Below are 21,970 nucleotides of genomic sequence, written 5' to 3'. Positions count from 1 at the left end.
TCACATCAGCATCGCACCCCGATCGGGAGTCTCGTTTCCATGAAACTTCGCAATGCCCTGGCGCTCGGGATGGGAGGCGCCGCACTGGCCCTTCTCATCATCGAGCCATCCCTCGCACAGACGCCGACGCCCGCCGCGGCCGCGACACCGCCGGCACCGGTCCCGAACAAGGGCGACACCGCCTGGATGCTCATGTCGAGCGCCCTCGTGCTGCTGATGACGCTGCCGGGCCTGGCCCTGTTCTACGGCGGCCTCGTGCGCACCAAGAACATGCTCTCGGTTCTGACGCAGGTCTTCGCCATCGCCTGCCTCGTCTGCCTGCTGTGGGTCTGCTTCGGCTACAGCATGGCCTTCACCAACGGCGGCGGCCTCAACGACTTCGTCGGCGGCTTCTCGAAGGCCTTCCTCAAGGGCGTCGACCCGACCACCACGGTGGCCACCTTCTCCAACGGCGTCGTCATCCCGGAATACGTCTACATCTGCTTCCAGATGACGTTCGCGATGATCACCCCCGGCCTCATCGTCGGCGCCTTCGCCGAGCGGATGAAGTTCTCGGCGCTGGTCGTGTTCATGGTCCTGTGGGCCACGCTCATCTACTTCCCGATGGCGCACATGGTCTGGTACTGGGGCGGCCCGGATCTGGTCGGCAACGCCGCCGCGGCGGTGGCCGCAGCCACGGACGAGGCCTCCAAGGCCACGGCCCAGGCGGCGCTCGACGCGGTCAACGCCGACGCCGGCATGATCTTCAAGTGGGGCGCCCTCGACTTCGCCGGCGGCACCGTCGTGCACATCAACGCCGGCGTCGCGGGCCTGGTGGGCTGCATCATGCTCGGCAAGCGGATCGGCTACGGCCGCGACCTGCTCGCTCCCCACTCCCTGACCATGACCGCCATCGGCGCCTCGCTGCTCTGGGTGGGCTGGTTCGGCTTCAACGCCGGCTCCAACCTCGAGGCGAACGGCACCACGGGCCTGGCCATGATCAACACCTTCGTCGCCACCGCCGCGGCCGCCGTCTCCTGGCTGTTCGTGGAGTGGCTGCTCAAGGGCAAGCCGTCGCTGCTCGGCATGCTCTCGGGCGCCATCGCCGGTCTCGTCGCGGTGACGCCGGCGGCGGGCTTCGCCGGCCCGATGGGCTCGATCGTGCTGGGCCTCGTGGCCGGCGCGCTCTGCTTCATCATGTGCTCCACGGTGAAGAACGCGCTCGGCTACGACGACTCGCTGGACGTGTTCGGCGTCCATTGCGTCGGCGGCATCCTCGGTGCCCTGGCCACCGGCATCCTCGTCAGCCAGGACTTCGGCGGCGCGGGCCTGCCGGACTACACCACCAAGCCCGGTGAACTCGTGGTGGGCAGCTACGACATGGCCACGCAGATGCTGGCCCAGGCCAAGGCGGTGGGCTTCACCATCCTGTGGTCGGGCATCGGCTCGGCGATCCTGTACAAGCTCGTCGACCTGACCATCGGCCTGCGCGTCACACAGGACGAGGAGCGCGAAGGCCTCGACATCGCCGACCACGGCGAGCGCGCCTACAACTACTGACCGGCCGACGACGGGATCGGCGGTCGCCGCCGAGACCGTCGATCGCGGCGAGCTGACGTCAAAGGGCTCCGGTTCATCGAACCGGAGCCCTTTTTCATTGCCCGCCGCTGCCGCGCGGCGAAGGCACCACCGGTCGAACCGGCGAGCACACGCGTCCGGCGACGGCGATCCGACGGCGAAATTGTGTCGCGAAAACAACATCGCGGCGGGAACCCCCATGCAGAGGGGTTATCTGCCCAAGAATTGGGCATTTGCCCGAAAGTTAGTTTTGCTGTCTCCCCCCGTTTCCGGCACCGTCAGTCAACGTCGAAAAAGGGGCTGAGGTCTATGAAGTCGAAGATGTCCATGCGCGGAGTTGCTGCTTCCGTCGCGGCCCTGCTGAGCCTGGGCCAGGCTCATGCAGCAGATCTCGCAGCCCCCAAGGTCATGCCGATCGAAGCCAAGGCTCCGGATCCGTTGATCGGCTTCTCGTTCGGTTCGCGCTACCAGACGGACTACAACTTCCGCGGTATTTCCCAGTCGAACCGCCAGGGCAGCTACCAGACCTTCTTCGAGGCACAGTATTTCGGCGGCTTCGCCTACACGGGCTTCGCCACCTACCAGACCCGCCTGCCGACGCGCCCGGACATGGAGTTCGATCTCGTCGCCGGTATCCGCCCGACCTTCGACAAGCTCGCCTTCGACTTCGGCGTGATCTACTACTTCTACCCCAACGAGACGCAGCTGTTCGCCGCCCCGGGCGTGCCGTTCACCACCAAGAACACCGACTTCATCGAGTACGCCGGCAAGGTCACCTACCCCCTGACCGACTCGCTCACCGTCGGCGCCAACGTGTTCTTCGCGCCGAACTACCTCGGCACCCACACCAACGGCACCTACGCTTCGGGCACGCTCGCCTACACGCTTCCCGCGACCCTGTTCTCCTTCCTGCCCGAGGCTTATGCCGGCGGCTTCTCGATCTCGGGTGAAGGCGGCCATTACTTCCTCGGCGCCCTCAAGAACTCGGCCAGCGGCTTCAACCCCGCCATCGGTCGCTTCAACGTGATCGACCTGCCGAGCTACGCCTACGGCAACGTCGGCATCTCCTACACCTACAAGAACATCGTCCTCGACGCCCGCTACCACACCACCAACCTGAACCAGGTCCAGTGCGGCACCGTCTCGGGAGACTTCCGCGGACTGGTGACCGGCGGCCGTTCCAAGTGGTGCGGCGACTCCTTCATCGGGTCGATCACCTTCCAGACCTCCACCGCGGCTCCCGGCATCTACGCCGAGCCGGGCGGCCTGCTGAACCTCTTCCGCTGATCTCAGCCGACGCGACTGCCTTGGGGCTCCGGAGCGATCCGGGTCCCTTTTTCGTGGGCGCGTCCGATCGCGCCGCAGAGGTTCGCGACGGGTGTTCGGCCGCCGCCCACAGGCATCTGGCGGCCACGGCGGCATCCTTAAACGGCCGTTAACTCGACGGCCGTTAGCGTTACCGGACAGTTCTCATTGTGTCTGGTCCCGCATGCGCTCGCTCCGACGTTCCGCATCGCCCTACGAGACCTTCGTCGAATCCCTGCGTCCGTTCCTGGCCAAGCGGATGACGGAACTCGGCGGCCTCGTCCTGTTCGCGGGCGCCACGGCGCTCACGGTGGCCTTGGCCACCTGGTCGATCGACGACCCCAGCCTCAACCACGCCACCAACCATGCCGCCCACAACGTGCTCGGCGCGCCCGGTGCCGTGGTCTCCGATCTCGCCATGCAGCTGATCGGGCTCGGCTCGCTGGCCTTCGCCCTGCCGCCGACCCTGTGGGGCATCCGCCTCATGCGCTCGCGCGACCTGCCGAACGGCGGCCTGCGCATCACCCTGTGGATCATCGGGTTCTTCGCGGCCAGCGCCGTCGCCAGCGCCCTGCCGCCGACCACGCGCTGGCCGCTGCCGACCGGGCTCGGCGGGGTCGCCGGCGACGCGCTGATGCATGCCGCCCGCACCCTGGTCGGCGTCGTCTCGACCGCTGCGGCCTCCCTGTGCGGCTTCGGCTTCGCGGTCGTGGCGATCCTGGCGCTCACCGCCGCCTGCCGGGTGGGCCCGGCGGACGAGATCGAGGAGGAGCCCTATCCGGCCGTGCGCAGCCCCGTGCGGCGCGAGCCCGGCCGGGCGGAGCGGGAGGCCGCCGACGAGCCGAGCTTCGGCATCCTGTCGCTGGGTACGGTGGCGCAGGGCGTCATGGCCGGGCGGGAGGGCATCGGGACCTGGGTGCGCGACTGGCGGGCGCAACGGACCGCCGCCGCCACGGCGGCCGTCTACACGGGCAACTCGCCGGCGCTCGCCGCCAAGCGGGCCTTCGCGGACGAGGACGAGCCGGCCTGGACCGGAGCCGCCGGGCACGACGGGCGGCGCGAGCCCGTCTTCGACGTGTCGGATCGGCCCGCGGCGCCTGCACCGGTCGCGGCGCGCAGGGCAAGCCTGGCGCCGGTCCTGCACGACGACGAGGGCGACGACGACACGGTCGTCGAAGAGCCGCTGCACGAGACGCCCGCGCCCGTGCGCTCGCGGGTCAGCCAGCCGCCGTCGTCGGTACCGCCGACCGTGCGCCCGGCCGCCGCAGCGCCCGCCCCGCGCAACGGCGCCTATGCGCATCCGGCCCTGACGCTGCTGGCCGAGCCCAAGGGTCCGTCGGCGTCCAGCCTGATCTCCTCCGATGCGCTGGAGCAGAACGCGACGCTGCTGGAGGCCACGCTGAGCGATTTCGGCGTGCGCGGCGACATCCTGGCGGTGCGGCCCGGCCCGGTGGTGACCCTCTACGAGCTGGAGCCGGCGCCGGGCACCAAGTCGAGCCGGGTGATCTCGCTCGCCGACGACATCGCCCGCTCGATGTCGGCGGTCTCGGCCCGCGTCGCCGTGGTGCCCGGCCGCAATGCCATCGGCATCGAACTGCCCAACGACAAGCGCGAGACCGTGTACCTGCGCGAACTCCTGGCCTCGGCCGACTTCGCCGAGACGCCGCACAAGCTCGCCCTGTGCCTCGGCAAGAACATCGGCGGCGAGCCGATCATCGCCGATCTCGCCAAGATGCCCCACCTGCTGGTGGCCGGTACCACTGGCTCGGGCAAGTCGGTGGCCATCAATACCATGATCCTGTCGCTGCTCTACCGGATGAAGCCGGAGGAGTGCCGCCTGATCATGGTCGACCCCAAGATGCTGGAGCTGTCCGTCTACGACGGCATCCCGCACCTGCTCTCCCCGGTCGTGACGGACCCCAAGAAGGCGGTCATCGCCCTCAAGTGGGCCGTTCGCGAGATGGAGGAGCGCTACAAGAAGATGTCGAAGCTCGGTGTGCGCAACATCGACGGCTTCAATGCGCGCCTGACGGAGGCCCGCGACCGCGACGAGGTCCTCACCCGCACCGTCCAGACCGGGTTCGACCGGGACACCGGCGAGGCCGTCTACGAGACCGAGGAGATGGACCTCAACCCGCTGCCCTACATCGTGATCGTGGTCGACGAGATGGCCGACCTGATGATGGTGGCGGGCAAGGACATCGAGGGCGCGATCCAGCGTCTCGCCCAGATGGCGCGCGCCGCCGGCATCCACCTGATCATGGCGACGCAGCGCCCGTCCGTCGACGTCATCACCGGCACCATCAAGGCGAACTTCCCGACCCGGATGAGCTTCCAGGTGACGAGCAAGATCGACAGCCGCACGATCCTGGGCGAGATGGGCGCCGAGCAGTTGCTCGGCCAGGGCGACATGCTGTTCATGGCCGGCGGCGGGCGCACCACTCGCGTGCACGGGCCGTTCTGCTCGGACGCTGAGGTCGAAAGCGTGGTCGCCCACCTCAAGCGCCAGGGCCGGCCGTCCTACCTCGACGCCGTCACCGCCGACGACGGCGCGGGCGATCCGGCCAAGCCGGGGGAGCCCGAGGCCGACATCGCGGTGTTCGACCAGGGCAGCTTCGGCGAGGCCGGTGGCGAACTCTACGACCAGGCCGTGGCGGTGGTGCTCAGGGACAAGAAGGCCTCGACGAGCTACATCCAGCGCCGCCTGCAGATCGGCTACAACCGCGCCGCCTCGCTGATGGAGCGCATGGAGGTCGAGGGCATCGTCGGGCCGGCCAATCACGCCGGCAAGCGCGAGATCCTGGTGGAAGCGGACGCTCAGGTCTCCTGAGCGCCCGAGTCGCCTGCGCGGCCCAAGTCGCCTGATCGCCCAAATCGCCTGATCGCCCACGATCGTCCCGGACCTCACGAAGGTCCGGGATCGCTGTCGGCTCAGGCGCGGTGGATGCTGGCGCCGGTGATCTCGGCGAGCCTGGTCGCACCGACCTGGCGCATGATGGTCTCGAACTCGCGCTGCATGATGGTGAGCACCATCTCGACGCCGGGCTGGCCGAAGGCGGCGAGCCCCCAGACGTAGGGCCGACCGATGCAGACGGCGGTGGCGCCCGAGGCCAGCGCCTTGAGGACGTCGGTGCCGCGGCGGAACCCGCCGTCGACCAGCACGGGGATGCGCCCGTTCACCGCCCCGACGACCTCCGGCAACACACCGATGGTCGACTGCAGGCTCTCCTCGGCACGGCCGCCGTGGTTCGAGACGATGATGGCGTCGACGCCGTAGTCCAGCGCGGTCCTGGCGTCCTCGTGGGTGACGATGCCCTTGAGGACGAGCTTGCCCTTCACGATGCCGCGCAGGCGCTTCACGTAGTCCCAGGTCATGCCGGTGCCGTAGAGGTTGGTCACCTTGGACACGTCGATGCCGTCGAACATCGGCTTGCGGCTGACCTCGTTCTTGAACCCGGGCGTATGGCAATCGGTGCAGGTGCGGGTGTCGCCGCGACGGTCGCGAAACAGGGTCTCGGTGTTGCGGCCGCCCTGGCGGTCTACGGTCAGGACGATGGCGGGCGCGCCGGCCATCTCGGCCCGCGCCACCAGCAGTTCCGTCACCGCCCAGTCGTCGGTGGGGTAGAGCATGTACCAGACCGGGGCGCCGCGCTCCTTGATCACGTCCTCGATCGAGGTGCTGCCCACCGTCGAGAGGATCATCTGGTGACCCTTGACCTTGCAGGCGCGGGCGGCCGCCGCCTCGGCCTCGGGATGGAAGGCGCCGACGCTGCTCACGGGGGCCAGCGCAATGGGGCTCGCCCAGGTCTCGCCGAAGATCTTCACCGAGGTGTCGATCTTGCGCACGTCGATCAGGCGGCGGGTGCGGATGGTGATCTTGTCGAAGTCGTCGCGGTTGGCCTTGAGGGTCTTGTCCGCGTCGACGCCGCTGGCGAGGTAACCGTAATGGGCCGGGGGCAATTCCTTCTTGGCCACCGGCTCGAAGTCGAACACGTTGAGCGCCTGGGCCGGCGAGGCGATGAGGTCGCCGTTCATGACGGGGGCTTGCCGCAGCACGTCGTAGCTCTGGGCGATGGCCTCGGATGTGCCGAGCGCCAGCAATCCGGCCACGGCCCTGGCGCCGCTCGGGGCGAGGAGCGGGCTGGCGGTCAGATACTCAAGCAATCGGCGCCGGTTGAACGATGTCTCGGACACGGATTTACCCTCGGAAACTGAATTTTCATGCATGATCGGACTCGCAGTTCGGTCATCGGCAATGATGTCGTCTATCATCACCGATGACCGGCCTACTATGCCGCAGCGCAAAATTTTTACGTCGCACCGCAAATAAATTGACGGCCGTCGCCGCCGGGGCACGCGGCCGGCGGCGGTCGGGGCCGCTCAGGGCTCGGGCAGCGTCTCGGCGTCGCCCGTGAGCTGGACGCGGTGGAGGCGGGCGTAGGCCCCGCCCGATGCCATGAGGGCCTCGTGGGTTCCGGTCTCGACCACGCGGCCGGCTTCCATCACCACGATGAGGTCGGCGTCGCGCACGGTGGAGAGGCGGTGGGCGATGACCAGGGTGGTGCGGCCGCGCATCAGCTTGGCGAGCGCCGCCTGGACCAGGCGCTCGGATTCCGAATCGAGGGCGCTGGTGGCTTCGTCGAGGAGGAGGATCGGCGCGTCGCGCAGGAAGGCGCGGGCCAGCGAGATGCGCTGGCGCTCGCCGCCCGAGAGGCGGCCGCCCCCGGGCCCGACCCGGAAGTCGTAGCCCTCCGGCAGGCGCGAGACGAAGCCGTGCGCCGCGGCGGCTTCGGCGGCGGCCTCGATCTCGGCGCGGGTCGCACCGGTCCGGCCGAAGCCGATGTTGGCCGCGATCGTGTCGTCGAACAGCACGATCTCCTGCGAGACCACGGCCACGGCCTCGCGCAGGGAGGCGAGCGTCACCGCGCGCACGTCCTGGCCGTCGATGGCGACGTGTCCGGCGGTGACGTCGTAGAGGCGCGGCACCAGGTTGAGCAGCGACGACTTGCCGGAGCCCGAGCGCCCCACCAGCGCGGTGACCGAGCCCGCCGGCACGGTCAGGTCGATCCCCTCCAGGGCCGGGGCGTCGTCGCGGTAGCGGAACCGCACGCCCTCGAACCGGATCTCGCCGCGATCCAGACGCAGGGGCGTTGCGTCGTCTGCCTGCCGGACCCGCGGGGCCTCGTCCATCAGGGCGAAGTAGCGCTGCAGGGCGGCCGCAGCCTCCTGCAGGATGGCGTTGAGGGTGCCGAGCGCCCGGGCCGGCTGGGCCGCCAGCAGGAGCGCGGCGACGTAGCCGGTGAAATCGCCCACCGTGCGCTCGCCGGACATGACGCGCTGGCCCACCAGCACCAGCACGGCGGCCACCGCCAGGCCGCCGCCGACCTCTAGGAGCGGATCGAGCCGTCCGCGGGCGTTGGCGGTCTTCATCTTGAGGCGGCGGACCTCGTCGAAGGCCTGCCTGGCCCGGCCCTTGAGGTAGCCCTCCAGGCCGTAGGTCTTGGCGATGCGCGCCCCCTGCAGGCTCTCGTTGATGAGGCTGGCGGCCGCTCCCATCTGCTCCTGGGTCGAGGTCGAGACCCGCCTGAGCTTGCGCCCGATCCGCGCGATCGGCCCGGCCACGAACGGCACCGTCACCGCCGCCACCAGCGTCAGCACCGGGTCCATCCAGACCAGCGCCGCCACCAGCGCCACCAGCATGGCGATGTCGCGCAGGAGCACCGTCGAGATCCGGGTCAGCGCCTCCTTGATGTAGGCGAAGTCGGTGGTGAAGCGCTGCGTGAAGGCGGCCGGGCTCTCGCGCCCGAGCTGGGCGAGGTCCGCCTCGATCAGGTGGGAATAGAGCGCCACCTGCATGTCGGCCTCCACCCGCGTCACCACCCGGTTGGTCAGCACCGTCTGCCCGAACAGCGCGAAACCGCGGATGGCGGTGATGGCGACCACGACCATCGGGCCGTAGGACAGCGCGCCGACGTCCTTGGCGTCGAAGGCGTCGAAGGCGGACTTGATCAGCACCGGATAGAGGCCGGTGGCGGCGCCGACGATGGCGATGAGCACCAGCACCACGGCCAGCGTCGCCCGGTGCGGCGCCAGCCATTCCCGCCAGACGCGGCCGAGGAGGGGGAGGGTATCGCCCCTCGGGAGCGGCCGACGCGCCATGCTGATCCGTTCGTGGTGTCCGACGCGAAGGCCGGTCGCCGCCGCGTCGCCCGCTGTTTGGCGGTGCCCGGTCCCGAGATCAAGATCATGGGGCGGATTGGCAATGTGATAGTGTTACACTAAGACGTCGCGATCGATGAGGACGAGGCCCCGCATGCGACCCCGATTTCCCTCCCGCCCGGACCGGCGCTCACGCGCGATCGTGTTCCTGACGGTCCTGCTCTCCGGGCTCGGGTCCGCTTTGGCCCTCGGGTCCGCCACGAGCCAGGAGGCGGCCCCGATCCGGGCGGTGGCCACCTTCTCCATCCTCGGCGACCTCGTGCGCCAGGTCGGCGGCGACCGGGTCGTCGTCTCGACCCTGGTGGGGCCGGATGCCGACGCCCACGGCTACAATCCGGCCCCCGGCGACGCCCGCACCCTGCTCGAGGCGCAGCTCGTGTTCGTCAACGGGATCGGGTTCGAGGGCTGGATCGACCGGCTGATCAAGGCCTCGGGCAGCAAGGCGCCGGTGATCACGGCCTCGACGGGGGTCGCCACCATTGCGGATCAGGATCACGGGCATGATCATGGAAAAGACCACGCGGTCGATCCGCATGCCTGGCAGAGCATTCCCAACGCCAAACGCTACGTCGCCAACATCCGGGACGGGCTCGCCAGGGTCGATCCCGCTCATGCCGCGGCCTATGCGGCCAACGCCGCCGCCTATCTCGCCAGGCTCGACGCCCTCGATGCGCGGGCCAGGGCGGCGATCGCGGCGATCCCGGCCGACCAGCGCCGGGTCATCACGACGCACGATGCCTTCGGCTACTTCGGTGCCGCCTACGGCCTTCGCTTCATCGCCCCCCAGGGGGTCTCGTCGGACAGCGAGGCGAGCCCGCGCGACGTCGCCCGGATCATCCGCCAGATCCGCAAGGACAAAATCCCCGCCGTCTTCCTGGAGAACATCGCCGATCCGCGCCTGATGCAGCAGATCGCCAAGGAGAGCGGCGCCCGCATCGGCGGCAAGGTCTATTCGGACGCCCTCTCGAAGCCGGACGGGCCGGCGGCCAGCTACATCGACATGATGACCAACAACTTGGCGGCGTTCGGCTCGGCCCTGACGCCGCCCTGAGCGCTCAGCCGCCGGTCATCGGCGGGAAGAAGGCGATCTCGCTGGCCCCGGCGAGCGCGGAATCCGGCTTGGCGTGGACCTTGTCGATGGCCGCCCGCACCACGCCGGCATCGGCGAAGGCGGCGGCATACTCCTCGCCGCGCCCGCGCAGCCAGCCGACGAGGTCCGCGACCGTGGCGATGCCGGCGGGCAGCTCCACAATCTCCTCGGCCTTGCCGACGCGCTCGCGCACCCAGGCGAAATAGACGAGCTTCATTGTCCGGCTCCTCAGCCCTGCCCCGATCAGCGCGGATCGTCGATCACATGCTTGATGCCGGCTCTCATGTAGTCGTAGCCGGTGTAGAGCGTGAGGGCCGCGGCGAGCCAGAGCAGGCCGATCCCGGCCGCCATGGTGCCGGGCAGCAGCGTCTCGCCGGCCGGACCGGCGACCAGGAAGCCGATCGCCACGAGCTGCAGCGTGGTCTTCCACTTGGCGACCTTGCTCACCGGCACGCCGACCTTGAGCTCGGCGAGGTATTCCCGCAGGCCCGACACCAGGATCTCGCGGCACAGGATCACGATGGCGGCCCACAGGGTCCAGCCGGAGATCGACCCGTCCGCCGACAGCATCAGCAGGCAGGCGGCTACCAGGAGCTTGTCGGCGATGGGGTCGAGCATGCGACCCAGCGCCGAACTCTGGGCATAGGTGCGGGCGACGTAGCCGTCGAGATAGTCGGTGATCGCGGCCAGGACGAAGACGCCGAGCGCGGTGAAGCGGGCCGCCGGCTCGTCGGGCCAGTACAGCAGGGCGACCATCACGGGCACCGCCGCCAGGCGCCCGTAGGTCAGGCAATTCGCCAGGTTCCAGGCCGGCGACCGGCGTCGGGGGAGGACGGCGTTCATGGGCGCGGTGAACCACGCTGGGTCGCGGGGGTCAACCGGTCCGCTAGGCCATCCCATGCGGCGAGGCCGCGCCATCCTCACCCGTTCGCATGGAAGAAATCGTACACCGCCCGCGCGGTGGCGGCGTTGACGCCCGGGGTCTTGGCGATGTCCTCGAAGGCGGCGCGCTCGATGGCCTTGACCGTCCCGAAGTGGTTGAGCAGGGCGCGCTTGCGGCTCGGGCCGATGCCGCCGATCTCGTCGAGGGGGTTGCGCACGAGCTCGCGCTTGCGCTTGGCCCGGTGGGTGCCGATGGCGAAGCGGTGGGCCTCGTCGCGCAGGCGCTGCACGAAGTACAGGGTCGGATCGCGCGGCGGCAGCTTGAACGGCGGCTTGCCCGGCACGAAGAAGGTCTCGCGGCCGGCGTCGCGGTCGCGGCCCTTGGCGATGCCCACGAGCGTCACGTCGGTGACGCCGATCTCCTCGAGGGCGGTGCGCGCGGCGTCGAGCTGGCCCTTGCCGCCGTCGACGAGGACGAGGTCCGGCCAGGCCGGGAAGGTCTCGACCTCGTCGGGCAGATCGGCCGGGGGAGCGGAGGCATCGGCGGCCACCACGGGCTCGACGGCGTTGCGCGGCGCTTCCTTGACGAGGCGCTTGAAGCGCCGCTGCAGCACCTCGCGCATCATGCCGTAGTCGTCGCCGGGGGTGATCTCCTCCGACTTGATGGTGAAGGTGCGGTAGTGGGTCTTCATGAAGCCGGTGGGTCCGGCCACGATCATGCCGCCGACCGCGTTCGTGCCCATGATGTGCGAATTGTCGTAGACCTCGACCCGGCGCGGACTGCTGGCGAGCCCGAACGACTGCCCGAGCGCCACCAGCAGCTTGCCCTGGGAAGCGGTGTCGGCCAGCCGGCGGGCCAGGGCCTCCTTGGCGTTGCGCTGGGCGTAGAGGACGAGGTTCTTGCGCTCGCCGCGCTGGGGCATGTGGATCTCGACCCGGTGCTCGGTGCGGCTCGACAGGGCGGCGCCGAGCAGCTCGGCGTCCTCGATCGGATGCGAGACCAGCACGATCCGGGGCGCGGGCTTGTCGTCGTAGAACTGCCCGATGAAGGAGGCGAGCACCTCGTCGGGCGTCATGGTCCGGTCGGCCTTGGGGAAATAGGCGCGGTTGCCCCAGTTCTGGAAATTGCGGAAGAAGAACACCTCGATGCAGAACTGGCCGGCCTGTTCGTCGAGCGCGAAGACGTCGGCCTCCTCGACCCCTTGGGTGTTGACGCCTTGCGTCCCCTGGATCGCCGAGAGCGCGGCGATCCGGTCGCGAAAGCGGGCGGCGCGCTCGAATTCGAGGGCCTCGGAGGCCGCCTGCATCTCCTCGCGCATGCGGTCCTTCACCGCGTTCGACTTGCCCGAGAGGAAGGCGCGGGCGGATTCGGCCATGCCGGCATAATCGTCGAGGGCGATCTCGCCGGTGCAGGGGCCGGCGCAGCGCTTGATCTGGTAGAGCAGGCAGGGCCGGGTGCGGTTCTCGTAGTAGCTGTCCGAGCAGGTGCGCAGCAGGAAGGCGCGCTGAAGCGCGTTCACCGTCCGGTTCACCGCCCAGACGCTGGCGAAGGGCCCGTAGTAGCTTCCCTTGCGCCGGCGCGCGCCGCGGTGCTTGACGATCTGCGGGGCCTCGGAATCCGCCGTCACCAGGATGTAGGGGAACGACTTGTCGTCGCGCATCAGCACATTGAAGCGCGGCTTCAGCTGCTTGATGAGGTTGGCCTCGAGCAGCAGCGCCTCGGTCTCGGTGGCGGTGGTGACGAACTCCATCGCCGCCGTCTGCGAGATCATGCGGGCGATGCGGTTGGAATGCGCCTGGCCCCGCGCGTAGGAACCGACGCGGGCCTTCAGGTTCTTGGCCTTGCCGACGTAGAGCACGTCGCCCTTGTCGTCGAACATCCGGTAGACGCCCGGCCCCGAGGGCAGCGTCGTCCAGAACCGGCGGATGATCTCGGTGCCGGCCTTAACCGCGCCTTCCTCGAAATCGAAGTCGATCTCGGGGCTGTCGTCGGCACGCTCGGGCGACTCGTCGACCTCCTCGCGCTCGTCGAAGCCGTCCGGCGGCAGGTCCTTCTGGAAGGAACGGTCTTTCGCGGGCACGCGGCTCATGCCGGAGACTTAGGCCGCGGCGCCGAGCGAGGGAAGGGCCGGGCGCGTGTCACGCCCGGCCGACGTCCTCGATCCTACCGCACGGCCTCGACCACGATTCGATCGTCGGCGGGCGGGCTCGCCGGCCGCCGGACGAGCCGCGGGCGCCAGACGCCGAGCACCACGTTGGCCGTCGACACCGCCAGCAGCGTCCACAGCACGCCGCGCTCCGAGCCGAGGTCGGCCAGCATCGCGGGGTCGACCCGGCCGGCGAGGGCGCCCGCACTGAGGTCGGCCTCCTGCCGCATCGGCCCCTGGATGTAGACGAGCCCGCCCTCGAAGATCAGGACGCCGGTGGCGAGCTTGGCCCAGGCCCAGCCGGCGTTGTGGAAGGCGCGCTGGGCGATCGCCAGCAGGCCCGCCAGCAGAGTCAGCGCCATCGACGGGAGGAAAACCCAGGTGGCGACGGCCCCCATGGCACCGCGCATCAGGGCGTAGCCGGGCAGCGCGGCCGGGGGCGGGGTGAAGCTCAGCATCACGACGAGGCAGGCCATCGCCCCCATCATGCCGATGGCGCCCATCGTGTGCAGGAATTTCAGGAGGCGTCGCACGACGTCCGGCCCTCCGCCGCCATTGCTCGAGGGGTCAGCCTACGACAGGAAGCCGGTCCCCGCGAGCGGACCCGCCGCCGCAGGATCGCCGCGGCCGGGAGAGCGCGTTGGCCCCCTCAATACCCCCGCGCGGCGATCGCCTCCGACCAGTTCACCGCGCGCCGCGCCATGCCGATGTGCTGGCGCTCGTACATGCGGCCCTCGACCTTGATGGCGCCGCGGCGGGCGTTCTCGGGCTTGTCGAAGGCGTCGATCACGAGCTGGGCGCGGCGGACCTCCTCTTCGGTGGGGGCGAAGGAGGTGTTGGCGGGCTCGAGCTGGTTGGGGTGGATCAGGGTCTTGCCGTCGAACCCGAGGTCGCGCGCCTGGCGGCACTCGACGCGGCAGCCCTCGACGTCGGCGATGTCGTTCCAGACGCCGTCGAGGATGGTCAGGCCCTCGGCACGGGCCGCGGCCAGGGTCAGCATCATCCAGGGCAGCATCGGCACCCGGCCGGGCACGAGCTGGGCCCAGGTGTCCTTGGCCAGATCGTTGGTGCCGAGCACGAAACAGGTGAGGCGGGTGCGCCGGTCGCGCCGGGCCTTCGCGATCTCCTGGATGTTGAGGATGGCGGCCGGGGTCTCGATCATCGCCCAGATTGCGATGTGCTCGGGCGCGTCGAGGGCCTCCAGGTGGTTGGCGATGCTCTCGAGCACCGCCGGCGAGGAGACCTTCGGCATCAGGATCGCGTTGGGCCGCGCCTGGATCGCCGCCTTGAGGTCGGCCTCGCCCCACGGGGTCTGGGGGGCGTTGACGCGGATGACGAGTTCGCGCTCGCCGTAGCCGCCCGATTCCACCGCGGCACAGACCTGCTGGCGGGCCAGTTCCTTCTCGTCGGGCCCGACCGCGTCCTCGAGGTCGAGGATCAGCGAATCCGCCTGCAGCGTCTTGGCCTTCTCCAACGCCCGGGCGTTCGAGCCGGGCATGTAGAGGACGCTGCGGCGAAGGCGGAGGTCGGACATCGGGCATTCCCCTGGTGAGGCCGCGGAACTTAATGCACGGCGCCTGCCGCGACACCCTGCCAAGCTGCGAAAACCTGTCGATCCCACCGGTTTGATACCATCGCGGAGGCGCCGGACACGGGCGACATCCCCGGTTGCCGACGCCGGGAGGCGGGGCGCACGAAGCCTTAACCGGTTGCCGCCATCGTCCGATCCTCCCGCAGCGGAACGGGTTTCGCACGCCGACACACCCTGGGCGCGAGGCCTCGTCCCCGGCCGGGACGGGCGCGTGGGGGCGCCGGCCCGCGGCGTGGCCGAGGGGCAAGGGCCGTGACGCAGCTTCGCAAAGACATCCGTGGGACGTTCTCGGGGGCGCAGGAGCGGGTGATCGCTCATCCCCCGGGCGATGCGGGCCTTGCCGTCGCCCTGATGCGCTGGCTCGACGGCGCCACGCGCTTCATCGCCCCCCACCCCGCCGTCACGGCCGCGCGGCGCGGCGTCCACGAGCGCGCCGACGCCGTCGTGGAGATCGAGACGAACACGGGAGGGATCGTGAACCGCGTGGCGCGCCGGCACCTCCTGGCCGCCCTGGCCGAGATGGAGGCGGCGATCGACGCCCACGGCCGTGCCAATGCCGACGCGGACAGGGTCGGGATCGCCACGGAGGGCAGCCCGGTCCGAGAGCCGGCGGCGGCCCGACCGGCGGGATCAGGAGAGTCTTAATCCTTCTCGCCCACTCTCCTATCTTCGAGACCGAGTCGCGCGCCCAGGACCGTGAGCGAGGGCTGGGGTCCTCCGGCGGGGATTGCTTCTTCCATGGTGGCCGCGCTCGCTTCGCTCCTCACCGACATCGAGGATTCCGTCGCCCGCGGCGGGCTCGGTCGTCGTGACGGCCTTCTGCGCGGGCTCACCACCCTCTTCACCGACGAGGCGCCCCGCCTCGGGGAAGATCAGGTCGCGGCCTTCGACGCCGTGATCCTGCATCTGGCCCGCGAGATGGAGGATGCGGCGCGCGCCGAACTGTCCGAACGGCTCGCCGACATTCCCAACGCCCCGCGCGGGGTGGTGCGGGACCTCGCCTTCGACGCGGTGCTGGCGGTGGCCCGGCCGGTCCTGGCGCGCTCGCGCCGGCTGGTCGACGCCGACCTCGCCGCCCTGGCCTCGCGGCGCGGCCAGGGCCACCTCCTCGCTATGGCGCGGCGCCTGGTGCTGAAACCGGCCGTGGCCGACATCCTGGTGGCGCGCGGAGAGCCCGAGGTGGTGCGCCTCGTCGCCGGAAACCCTGGCGCCCGGTTCACGCCGCAGGGGTTCATGGCGCTCGGCGACCGCGCCTTCGCCGATGCGGACCTCGGGCAGATGCTGGCACGCCGCGGCGACCTGCCGGCCGACCTGCGGCTGCGCCTGGCCAATTTCGCGAGGGTGCGCGCCGCCGAGCCGACGCCGACGCCGCTCCCGCCGGTTCGCAGCAACGCCCTCCTGGCGGCCGAGGTGTTCGTGAGCACCCAGGCCCGCCGGGTCGACATCGACGAGGGCGTGCTGATCGCCTGGATCAGGGCGGGCAAGGTGATGGAGGCGCTGGTGGGCCTCGCGCGCCTCGCCGGCGTTCCGAGCCAGATGGCGGTGGATGCCTACGAGAGCGGGAGCTACGAGCCGCTGCTGCCGATCGTGCGCTCGATCCGGTTCGGCTGGCGCATCCTGTCGAGCCTCACCACCGCCAGGACCGCGGACGAGCCGCCGCCGGAGATGATGCACGACGTGATGCAGGCCTTCCAGGGCCTCAGCGTGGTGGCGGCCCAGGCCCAGGTCAGAGCCGCCGCGGCGCGCTACCGTCGCCCCTGACGGCGAGCGGCGTGCCGAAGGTGCGCGCCACGAGGCCCGGATAGGCCAGCGCCTGCCCGATCCCGCGCGCGCCCAGGAGCCCCAGGAAGGCGAGCCAGAGGCCGAGGTTGCCCCCGCCCGCCTGCCATGTCGCGACGATCAGCACCGCATAGACCAGGGTCGCCGCCAGCATCAGGTCGCGCATCGCCCGGGTCCAGGTGGCGCCGATGTAGATCCCGTCGAAGGCGAAGGGCAGGCCGGCGATGAGCGGCGCCAGGGCCGCGGGCACGAGGTAGAGCCGGGCGGCCTCGCGCACCTCCGGGCTCGTGGTGACGCCGTCGATGAAGCGCTCCCCGCCGAGGAGGAACAGGCCGGAGATCGCAGCACCGAACACCAGGCACCAGGCGAGGCTGAGGCGGGCGGCGCGTCGGAACGCCGTCTCGTCGCGCGCCCCCACCGCCTGGCCGCACAGGGTCTCGGCGGCGGTGGCGAAGCCGTCGAGGAAGAACCCGCCCACGAGGAAGAGATTCCACAACACGGCATTGGCCGCCAGGGTCACGTCCCCGGCCCGCGCCCCCAGCGCCGAGAACAGCACGATCGCGCCGACGAGGAGCAGGGTGCGGATCATCACGTCGGCGTTGACGCTGAGCATGCGCGCCAACGCCAGGGGGTCGCGGATCGCCGCCAGGGGCACGCGGAACGGCCGCGACCCGAGGCGGGCGAGGACGAAGAGACCCAGGCCCGTGCCGGCGGCCTCGGCGACGAGGGTGGCGATCCCCGCCCCCGTCACCCCGAGGCCGGCGCCGAGCACCAGGACGAGGGTGAGCGCGATGTTGGCGAGGTTGATCGCGACCTGGATCACCAGGCCGATGTCGGTACGGCCGCGCCCGAGCACCGACCCGAGAATGGCGTAGTTGGCCAGCGTGAACGGCGCGGCGAAGATGCGCACGTGGAAATAGGCCGCCAGGGCCGCCAGCACCTCGGGGCTCGCCCCGCTGATCCGGAAGGCCAGCGCCGCGATCGGCACCTGCGCCAGCACGATGACGAGCCCGACCAGCACCGCGGCGGCCAGCGCCCGGGCGAGGGTGCGGTCGACGTCGTCACGGTCGTGCGCCCCCACCGCCTGGGCGGTGAGCCCGGCGGTGGCCATGCGCAGGGAACCGAACGACCAGAAGATCGCATCGAAGATCACCGCCCCCAGCGCCATAGCGCCGAGCAGCGCCGCCTCCCCGAGCCGCCCGATCACCATCGCGCCGACGAGGCCGAGCAGCGGCGTCGTCACATGGGCGAGGGTCATCGGCAGCGCCAGGGCGAGGACGCTGCGGCTGGTGGGCGGCAGGGAGGCGGCCATGCGGCGGTTCGCGGCCTACTTCGAGACGGACAGCAGCCGCGACAGGAACCACAGCGGCACCACCACCACGGCCCCGGCCAGGATCCAGCCGCCGAAATCCTGGAAGGTCACGAGGCCGAGGTCGATCAGGTCCCGGACCGTGTCGTAGACGCTCCAGAACAGGCGCCCGGGGGTCAGGCCCAGCATCGCCATGCCCGCGCCCACCAGGACGGACAGGAGCAGGAGCTTGACGAACACCGCCACCGGCGAGCCGCCGAGGAACCGGTGCAGGGCGGAGCGCGGGCGGGCGGGGTGGATGCCGGGATAGGCCGGGCCCTCGCGGCGCGGGTCGTGGTCGACGATCATCGGGTCAGGTCCTCAACGGTTCGGGGCCCTCGAAGCCCTGCGAAACCGGCGGAAGCGTGACCGGCGCGCCACAGGCGTGTGAAACTGCACCGGCACTGGAGCGTTACGCGGTTCCGTGGCAAGGGCCGGACTGGCATCCTCCACGGCTGCGCCGTCGCGCGTGGGCGATTCCCCATAGGCGACGGCCCCACCCACTCCCTCGGCCATCCGACAACGAAACGAACGCTTTCATGATCGACCACGCCCTGTTCGACCCGGCGACGATCGATCCGGAGACCAAGCGCCTCAACGCCGAGGTCATCGCGGCCCATGCGGCGCAGGACGACCCGTGGTCGCTGCCGATCGCCGAGGTCCGCGCCCGCCGCCGCCGCGGCACCCAGGCCTCGCCGGCGATGCCGCGCAGCGCGCGCGCCGAGGTCATGACCATCGATGGACCGGGCGGGCCCCTCTCCCTGCGCGTCATCCGCCCCCTCGCCGCGAAGTGGGGCAAGCTGCGCGGCGCCTACCTGCACATCCACCGGGGCGGCTGGGTCTGGGGGGCGGCCGACGAGCAGGACCCGTGGCTGGAGCGCATCGCCGACCGCTGCGGCTTCGTCTGCCTGTCGGTCGAGTACCGCCTCGCGCCCGAGCATCCCTATCCGGCCGCCCTCGAGGATTGCGAGGCGGCGGCCCTGTGGCTGGCCGGGCCGGGCCGGGCCGAGTTCGGCATCTCGGCCCTGACGATCGGCGGTGAATCCGCTGGCGCGCACCTGGCGGTGATGACGCTGCTGCGCCTGCGCGACAGGCACGCCATGCCGAACGCCTTCCGCGGCGCCAACCTCAACGCCGGCTTCTTCGACCTCGGGCTGACGCCGAGCGTGCGCAACTGGGGCGAGGAACGCCTCGTCGTGAACACCCGCGACCTCACCACCTTCGCCAACGACTACGTCCGCGACGGCATCGACCGGCGTCGCCCCGACGTCTCGCCTCTCTATGCCGACCTCAGGGGGCTGCCCCCGGCGCTGTTCTCGGTGGGCACCCACGACCCCCTCCTCGACGACACCCTCTACATGTCCTCGCGCTGGGCGGCGGCGGGCAACGGCGGCCATACCGCGATCTATCCGGGCGGCTGCCACGTCTTCATCCGCTATCCCGGCGCCCTGAGCGAGCGGGCCCTCGAACTGATCGACCGCTTCCTCGCAGCGCTTGCCTGATCCCGCCCCGCCGCAGCCGGAGGGGCTGCCGGAGCGCTTCGCCGCCTGGTTCGCGGCGCGCGGCTGGCAGCCGCGGCCGCACCAGCTCGACCTCCTCGCCCTGGCCGGGGCCGGACGCTCGGCGCTCCTCGTGGCGCCCACCGGCGCGGGCAAGACCCTGGCCGGGTTCCTGCCGACCCTGGTCGCCCTGTCGCAACGGCCCTCGGGCCGGAAACCGCGTGGGCTGCACACCCTCTACGTCTCGCCGCTCAAGGCCCTGGCGGTGGACATCGCCCGCAACCTCGAGGCCCCCATCGCCGAGATGGGCCTCGCCGTGCGGGTCGAGACCCGCACCGGCGACACGCCCTCGCACAAGCGCACCCGCCAGATCGAGCGCCCGCCCGACATCCTGCTCACCACGCCGGAACAGCTCGCCCTGCTCATCGCCCACCGCGAGGCGGAGGAGCTGTTCTCGACTCTGGCCTGCGTGGTTCTCGACGAGCTGCACGCGCTGGTCACCTCTAAGCGCGGCGACCTGCTGTCGCTGGGCCTCGCTCGCCTGCATCGCCTGAGCCCCGGGCTCAGCGCGATCGGCCTGTCGGCGACGGTGCGCGAACCGGACGCGCTGAGGCGGTATCTGGTGCCGCAGGGATGCTCTTCCCCCCCGTGTGGGGAGGGGGCGATGCGCATGGCCGACCTCGTGGTCGTCGAAGGCGGTGCCGCCCCCGACCTGCGCATGCTCGTCACGGGGCGCCGGCTGCCGCTGGCCGGCCACACCGCCCTCCAGACCATGCCGGCGATCTACGAGCTGATCGGGACCCACCGGATGGTGCTGGTCTTCGTCAACACCCGCCTGCAGGCCGAATACACCTTCCAGGAACTCTGGCGCATCAACCAGGACGCGCTGCCCATCGCCCTTCACCACGGCTCCCTCGACGCGAGCCAGAGGCGGCGGGTGGAGGCGGCGATGGCCGCCGGGCAGCTGCGCGCCATCGTCTGCACCGCGACACTGGACCTCGGCATCGACTGGGGCGACGTCGACCTCGTGATCAACATCGGGGCGCCCAAGGGCGCGAGCCGGATCATGCAGCGCATCGGCCGGGCCAACCACCGGATGGACGAGCCCTCGAAGGCCTATCTCGTGCCGGCCAACCAGTTCGAGATGCTCGAGTGCCAGGCCGCGCTGGAAGCGGTGGAGGCCGCCGCCCAGGACACCCCCGATGCCCGGCTCGGCGCCCCCGACGTGCTCGCCCAGCACGTGCTCGGCATGGCCTGCGCGGGTGCCTTCGATCCCCTGTCGCTCTACGACGAGATCGTCTCGGCCGCACCCTATGCCGGCTTGTCGTGGGAGGACTTCGAGGGCGTGGTCGATTACGTCGCCACCGGCGGCTACGCGCTTCGCGCCTACGAGCGGTTCGCCAAGATCCTTCGCGGGCCGGACGGTCTCTGGCGGGTGCGCGACGCGCGGGTCGCGCAGCAGTACCGCATGAACATCGGCACCATCATCGAGGCGACGACGGTGAAGGTCCGCCTCGGGCGCGCCATGCGAGGCAAGCCCGGCACGGTGGTGCCCAGGACCGGACGGGTGCTCGGCGAGATCGAGGAGGATTTCGCCGACGGCCTGACCCCGGGCGACACCTTCCTGTTCGCGGGCGAGGTCCTGCGCTTCGAGGGCCTGTCGGAGGACGAGGCGCTAACGAGCCGGGCCGGGCCGGGCACCGATCCGGCGATCCCCTCTTATGCCGGCTCGAAGTTCCCGCTCTCGACCTTCCTGGCGGCGCGGGTGCGGGCGATCATCGCCGATCCGTCGAGCTGGGACCGGCTGCCGGCGCAGGTGTCGACCTACCTCGGCCAGCAGCGCGACCGCTCGGTGCTGCCGGGCGCGGGCGACCTCCTGGTCGAAACCTTCGCGCGGGGCGGGCGCCACTATCTCACCGCGTTCCCCTTCGAGGGACGGCTGGCGCACCAGACCCTGGGCATGCTGCTCACCCGGCGGATGGAGCGGGCGCGGCTGCGACCGCTGGGGTTCGCCGCCAACGACTACGGCATCGCGATCTGGATGACCCGCGATCTCAGCGAGCGCATCGCCCTGGAGCCGGGCTTCCTCGACGCCCTGTTCGCGCAGGACATGCTCGGGGACGACCTCGAGGCCTGGCTCGACGAATCGGCGATGATGAAGCGCACCTTCCGCCAGTGCGCGGTGATCGCCGGACTGATCGAGCGGCGCCATCCCGGCAAGAAGAAGACCGGCCGGCAGGTCACTATCTCCACCGACCTCGTCTACGACGTCCTGCGCAAGCACCAGCCCGACCACCTCCTCATGCGGGCCGCGCGGCAGGATGCGGCAACCGGACTCCTCGACGTGGTACGCCTCGGCGTGATGTTGGAGCGCGTTCAGGGGCGCATCGTCCACCGGGCCCTGGACCGGGTCTCGCCGCTCTCCGTCTCCGTCATGCTGGAGATCGGTCGCGAACGGGTCTACGGCGAGGGGGCCGACGAGATCCTGGCGGAAGCCGAAGCCCAGCTCCTCGACGAGGCGCTGGGGTAACGGGGTGGAGCGCGCCTCACAGA

The 21,970-nt window shown here is 70.7% G+C and carries 17 protein-coding genes; 8 read left to right on the top strand and 9 right to left on the bottom strand.

All coding sequences use genetic code 11. The features are described 5' to 3' along the window. Positions 1–39 precede the first annotated feature (39 nt). The 3 genes from ASG59_RS11820 (at position 40) to ASG59_RS11810 (ending at position 5,692) form a co-directional block, all read left to right on the top strand. Positions 40–1,539, top strand: a complete 1,500-nt coding sequence (locus ASG59_RS11820) for an ammonium transporter (RefSeq protein ID WP_056409028.1) — start codon at positions 40–42, stop codon at positions 1,537–1,539. 345 nt (positions 1,540–1,884) lie between these two features. Further along, positions 1,885–2,844: a TorF family putative porin gene (locus tag ASG59_RS11815; RefSeq protein ID WP_244472456.1), complete on the top strand. Its 960-nt coding sequence runs from the start codon at positions 1,885–1,887 to the stop codon at positions 2,842–2,844. 202 nt (positions 2,845–3,046) lie between these two features. Beyond that, entirely contained in the window at positions 3,047–5,692 is a 2,646-nt protein-coding gene (locus ASG59_RS11810) for a DNA translocase FtsK (protein ID WP_056409026.1), read from the top strand. Positions 5,693–5,793: 101 nt separating this feature from the next. Here the strand turns inward: ASG59_RS11810 and ASG59_RS11805 are convergent, their stop codons facing one another. Next, a complete protein-coding gene (locus tag ASG59_RS11805) occupies positions 5,794–7,056 on the bottom strand; it encodes an alpha-hydroxy acid oxidase (RefSeq protein WP_244475697.1) in 1,263 nt (420 codons plus the stop codon). A gap of 186 nt (positions 7,057–7,242) precedes the next feature. Then, positions 7,243–9,021, bottom strand: a complete 1,779-nt coding sequence (locus ASG59_RS11800) for an ABC transporter ATP-binding protein (RefSeq protein ID WP_056409022.1) — start codon at positions 9,019–9,021, stop codon at positions 7,243–7,245. A 202-nt stretch (positions 9,022–9,223) separates the two neighbouring features. Between ASG59_RS11800 and ASG59_RS11795 the strand changes: the two genes are divergently transcribed. Then, complete coding sequence (locus ASG59_RS11795; RefSeq protein ID WP_244475696.1) at positions 9,224–10,132, top strand: zinc ABC transporter substrate-binding protein; 909 nt, start codon at positions 9,224–9,226, stop codon at positions 10,130–10,132. 4 nt (positions 10,133–10,136) lie between these two features. Here the strand turns inward: ASG59_RS11795 and moaD are convergent, their stop codons facing one another. The 5 genes from moaD to ASG59_RS11770 all read right to left on the bottom strand — a co-directional run bounded on the left by moaD (position 10,137) and on the right by ASG59_RS11770 (position 14,734). Beyond that, entirely contained in the window at positions 10,137–10,388 is a 252-nt protein-coding gene (moaD, locus tag ASG59_RS11790; RefSeq protein WP_056409018.1) for a molybdopterin converting factor subunit 1, read from the bottom strand. Positions 10,389–10,414: 26 nt separating this feature from the next. Beyond that, positions 10,415–11,014, bottom strand: a complete 600-nt coding sequence (gene pgsA, locus ASG59_RS11785; protein ID WP_055888481.1) for a CDP-diacylglycerol--glycerol-3-phosphate 3-phosphatidyltransferase — start codon at positions 11,012–11,014, stop codon at positions 10,415–10,417. Positions 11,015–11,091: 77 nt separating this feature from the next. Beyond that, on the bottom strand, positions 11,092–13,143 hold the full coding sequence (uvrC, locus tag ASG59_RS11780) for an excinuclease ABC subunit UvrC (RefSeq protein ID WP_056409016.1): 2,052 nt from the start codon (positions 13,141–13,143) through the stop codon (positions 11,092–11,094). Positions 13,144–13,217: 74 nt separating this feature from the next. Next, entirely contained in the window at positions 13,218–13,733 is a 516-nt protein-coding gene (locus ASG59_RS11775) for a hypothetical protein (RefSeq protein ID WP_056286179.1), read from the bottom strand. A gap of 116 nt (positions 13,734–13,849) precedes the next feature. Further along, positions 13,850–14,734 (bottom strand): CoA ester lyase, encoded by an 885-nt coding sequence (locus ASG59_RS11770; protein ID WP_055888487.1) that lies wholly within the window; start codon positions 14,732–14,734, stop codon positions 13,850–13,852. A 309-nt stretch (positions 14,735–15,043) separates the two neighbouring features. On the opposite strand from ASG59_RS11770, the gene ASG59_RS11765 reads away from it, so the two are divergent. After that, a complete protein-coding gene (locus ASG59_RS11765; RefSeq protein WP_156399220.1) occupies positions 15,044–15,436 on the top strand; it encodes a hypothetical protein in 393 nt (130 codons plus the stop codon). Positions 15,437–15,529: 93 nt separating this feature from the next. Further along, complete coding sequence (locus tag ASG59_RS11760; protein WP_056409012.1) at positions 15,530–16,552, top strand: DUF2336 domain-containing protein; 1,023 nt, start codon at positions 15,530–15,532, stop codon at positions 16,550–16,552. Here the strand turns inward: ASG59_RS11760 and ASG59_RS11755 are convergent. Beyond that, entirely contained in the window at positions 16,518–17,882 is a 1,365-nt protein-coding gene (locus tag ASG59_RS11755; RefSeq protein WP_056409009.1) for an MATE family efflux transporter, read from the bottom strand. The genes ASG59_RS11760 and ASG59_RS11755 overlap by 35 nt on opposite strands. A 15-nt stretch (positions 17,883–17,897) precedes the next feature. Then, positions 17,898–18,227 (bottom strand): DUF6460 domain-containing protein, encoded by a 330-nt coding sequence (locus ASG59_RS20555; RefSeq protein WP_055888493.1) that lies wholly within the window; start codon positions 18,225–18,227, stop codon positions 17,898–17,900. A 230-nt stretch (positions 18,228–18,457) separates the two neighbouring features. Here ASG59_RS20555 and ASG59_RS11745 point away from each other — a divergent pair, with 230 nt between their 5' ends. Beyond that, a complete protein-coding gene (locus tag ASG59_RS11745) occupies positions 18,458–19,420 on the top strand; it encodes an alpha/beta hydrolase (RefSeq protein ID WP_055888494.1) in 963 nt (320 codons plus the stop codon). After that, positions 19,413–21,947: a ligase-associated DNA damage response DEXH box helicase gene (locus ASG59_RS11740; RefSeq protein WP_056409007.1), complete on the top strand. Its 2,535-nt coding sequence runs from the start codon at positions 19,413–19,415 to the stop codon at positions 21,945–21,947. The genes ASG59_RS11745 and ASG59_RS11740 overlap by 8 nt, the downstream gene beginning before the upstream one ends. The last annotated feature ends 23 nt before the right edge of the window (positions 21,948–21,970 follow it).

It is taken from the genome of Methylobacterium sp. Leaf466 (genome assembly GCF_001425565.1).
GTDB lineage: Bacteria > Pseudomonadota > Alphaproteobacteria > Rhizobiales > Beijerinckiaceae > Methylobacterium.
Note: the sequence above shows the minus strand (reverse complement) of the source record. Positions and strands in the feature narration are given on the sequence as shown.